Annotated in this window: 4 protein-coding genes and 1 pseudogene; all 5 read left to right on the top strand. The window is 62.1% G+C overall.

The annotated features are described in order from the left end of the window. Window positions 1-483, top strand: a pseudogene (gene narH, locus ACESMT_RS07980) (nitrate reductase subunit beta); the annotation flags it as partial. 3 nt (window positions 484-486) lie between these two features. Next, window positions 487-1,191, top strand: a complete 705-nt coding sequence (narJ, locus tag ACESMT_RS07985) for a nitrate reductase molybdenum cofactor assembly chaperone (RefSeq protein ID WP_372826036.1) — start codon at window positions 487-489, stop codon at window positions 1,189-1,191. Next, a complete protein-coding gene (gene narI, locus ACESMT_RS07990; RefSeq protein ID WP_372826037.1) occupies window positions 1,188-1,919 on the top strand; it encodes a respiratory nitrate reductase subunit gamma in 732 nt (243 codons plus the stop codon). The genes narJ and narI overlap by 4 nt, the downstream gene beginning before the upstream one ends. Window positions 1,920-1,936: 17 nt before the next feature. Beyond that, entirely contained in the window at window positions 1,937-2,797 is an 861-nt protein-coding gene (locus tag ACESMT_RS07995) for a peptidylprolyl isomerase (RefSeq protein WP_372826038.1), read from the top strand. A gap of 33 nt (window positions 2,798-2,830) precedes the next feature. Continuing rightward, window positions 2,831-3,378, top strand: a 548-nt coding sequence (locus tag ACESMT_RS08000; protein WP_372826039.1) for a sodium-dependent bicarbonate transport family permease, incomplete at its 3' end; no start/stop codon positions are given.

The following is a 3,378-nucleotide window of genomic DNA, read 5'->3' on the forward strand; positions in this document are numbered from 1 at the left end:
ACGCTGCCCATGGTCTGGTATGTGCCGCCGCTGTCGCCGATCACCTCGGCCGCCAACGCCGGTCACATCGGCATCAACGGTGAGTTGCCCGACATTGCGCAGATGCGGATACCCGTGCAGTACCTGGCGAATCTGCTGACGGCCGGCGACACCGCGCCGGTGATCCGGTCCTTGCAGCGCATGCTGGCCATGCGTTCTTACCAGCGCAGCAAACATGTGGACCAGGTGCAGAACCTGGCAGTGCTTGGGCAGGCCGGCCTGACCGTGGCCGAGGTCGAGGACATGTACCAGATCATGGCCATTGCCAACTACGAAGACCGTTTTGTGATCCCCAGCAGCCACCGCGAGTATGCCGAGAACACCTTTGACATGCGGGGCGGCTGCGGCTTTACGTTTGGCAACGGTTGCTCCGATGGCGCCAGCGACGTCAGCCTGTTTGGCAGCAACAAGAAACGCACCATTCCCATCAAGGTAGAGGTCTGAACCATGGCACTTTTCAACCCCCCCCCGGTGGCTTCAAAAACCCTGCGCGTGTTGGCCCGCTTGCTGGCCTACCCCGACGCCGAGCTGCGCGATCACCTCGCGACTATGCGTGAGGCTCTGCATGCAGAGCGCGCGCTGGCACCACAGCGGCTGGCCGAGCTGGATGCCCTGATCGACGCGCTGTTGCTGGCAGCGCCGCTGGAGACCGAAGTCGCGTATGTCGAGCTGTTTGACCGTGGCCGCGCCACCTCGCTGCACCTGTTTGAACATGTGCATGGCGACTCGCGTGATCGCGGACCGGCCATGATTGATCTGGCACAAACCTACGAGAAAGCCGGCATGTACCTGGCCGAAGGCGAGATGCCTGATTTCCTGCCCGTGCTGCTGGAGTTCACCTCGACCCAGCCGCCACGCGAAGCGCGCGAGTTTCTGGCCGAGATGGCACATATCTTCAATGCGATTTTTGCAGCGCTGCAGCAACGCGAAAGCGCTTACGCCGCCGTGTTGGGCGCGCTGCTGGAACTGGCTGGCGAAAAAGCCCAGCCGGTCCAGATTGCCACCGAAGAGCCGATAGACACCGTCTGGGAAGAGCCTGTGGTTTTTGACGGCTGCTCATCCAAAGGACAGGCCAAGCCGGGCCAGCCGCAACCGATTCACATCGTGCCCCGCGCAGGCCGGGCACGGCCTTCACAGGGAGCACAAGCATGAGCACCGGACTTCACGGATTCCTCTTTGGGGTCTATCCTTACATCTGCCTGACGGTGTTTCTGCTGGGCAGCCTGATCCGCTTTGACCGCGACCAGTACACCTGGAAAAGTGACTCATCGCAGCTGCTGCGCACGGGGCTGCTGCGCTGGGGCAGCAACCTCTTCCACGTCGGCATCCTGTTCCTGTTCTTCGGCCATCTTGTCGGCTTGTTGACACCGCATGCGGTGTACGGCGTGTTCATGGATGCCGCCATGAAGCAAAGGATGGCGATCTACGCGGGTGGTATTGCCGGCTTCATCTGTTTCATCGGCCTGTCGATGCTGATCTATCGGCGCATCTTCGATCCGCGCATCCGCTACACCAGCCATGCCACCGACCTGGCGATATTGCTGATCCTGTGGGTGCAGCTGGTGGTGGGTCTGATCACCTTGCCGTATTCCTGGGGGCATGCTGACGGCAGCGTGATGCTGATTCTGGCCGACTGGGCGCAGCGTATTCTGACCCTGCGCGAGGTGGATTCTGCGGCCCTCGCGGTTCTACCCTGGCCTTACCGCTTTCACATTGTGTTTGGCATGACAATTTTTCTGCTGTTTCCGTTCAGCCGTCTGGTGCATGTCTGGAGTGGCTTCGGTACGGTCGCTTACCTGTTCCGCCCGCACCAGATTGTGCGCAGTCGCCGCCTGGGTATCCCTGCCCGGACGCCGGACCATCGCCAGAAATCCAGTTGAACCGCCAGGAGTATTTCATGAGTGATTTGACCTTGACAGCCGCTGCGACGTCGCACGGCTGCGGCAGCAGCAGCTGCCAATGCGCCTCTGTATCCGCCCCGCTGGCGACGCCCATCGCCCGCATCAATGGCGTGGCCTTACATGCGCCGGGCCAGTCGCCCGACGTGGAAGCGCTGCGCGAGCTGGCCTACACCGAGCTGCTGCGCCAGCAGGCAGTTCGGCAAGGCCTGCTGCCGGACCACGCCGGTCCGACCGCGCCCGAAGTCACCGAGGCCGGGCGTCTGATCATCGAGGCCATGGTGGACCAGCAGGTGACCAGCCCCAAACCCACCGCAGAGGAAGGCCAGCGCTACTACGACGCGCACAAACCGCAGTTTGTGGTGGGCCAGGCCCTGCATGTCCGGCACATCCTGTTTGCCGTCACGCCGGGGGTCAATGTCCAGGCGCTGGCGGTGCATGCCGAACGCGCCTTGCTGGAACTCTCACACAAAAGCGTCCATCCGGAGCGTTTTGCGCAACTTGCCGCCGAGCTGTCTAACTGCCCCAGCAGCGCGCAGGGTGGCGACCTGGGCTGGATCGGCCCGGATGATTGCGCGCCGGAACTGGCCAGGGAGCTGTTCCATGTGCAGCACACGCAGAGCGGCACGGGGGTGCACCCGCGTCTTTTTCACACCCGCTTCGGCTTTCACATCATCGATGTGCTGGAGCGCCGCAGCGGCGTGGAGCCCGCCTATGAAGATGTGCGCGAACGTATCGCCGCCTTGCTGACTCTGCAATCTCGCGCCAGGGCCTTGCACCAGTACATGAGTCTGCTGGTAGGGGAGGCAGACATCGAGGGCATTGCGCTGAATGGAGCCGATTCGCCTCTGGTCCAGTAGCGTGTGTAGGAACCGGTCGCAGGTATAAGAGCTATGAGCATTGATCCCGTTGTCGGCTTTTTCGTGTTGGGTCTCCTGGCGGGTGCGTTCGGATCGGATCTCAAGCTCTCCGGGGGGCTGACGGATGCGCTAATCATCTACCTGCTCATTGCCATCGGCTTGAAGGGTGGTTTTGAGTTGTCGCAGATTCCTGTCGCGCAACTCATCGTACCCATCGTGGCAGTGGTGGTGTTCAGCGCAGTGACACCGCTGGTGGGCTACCAGATATTGCATCGCATGGGGCGCTTGCCACACCCGGACGCGGCGTCCATCTCGGCCCACTATGGCTCGGTGTCGGTGGTCACGTTTGCAGTGGGTACGTCGTTTCTCACCCGACAAGCCATTCCCTACGAAGGTTACCTCTCGGTGTTCCTGGTGTTCCTGGAATTCCCTGCCATCATCATCGGCGTTCTGTTGGCCAAAGGCATCAACCGGGACACCCAGTGGAAGCGCTTGGCCAAAGAGGTGCTCGCAGGCAAGGCCATCGTGCTGCTGGTGGGTGCCCTGGCCATCGGCTGGATCTGGGGCAAGGATGCTGGCGC

Source organism: Polaromonas sp., assembly GCF_041689105.1.
Classification (GTDB): domain Bacteria; phylum Pseudomonadota; class Gammaproteobacteria; order Burkholderiales; family Burkholderiaceae_C; genus Polaromonas.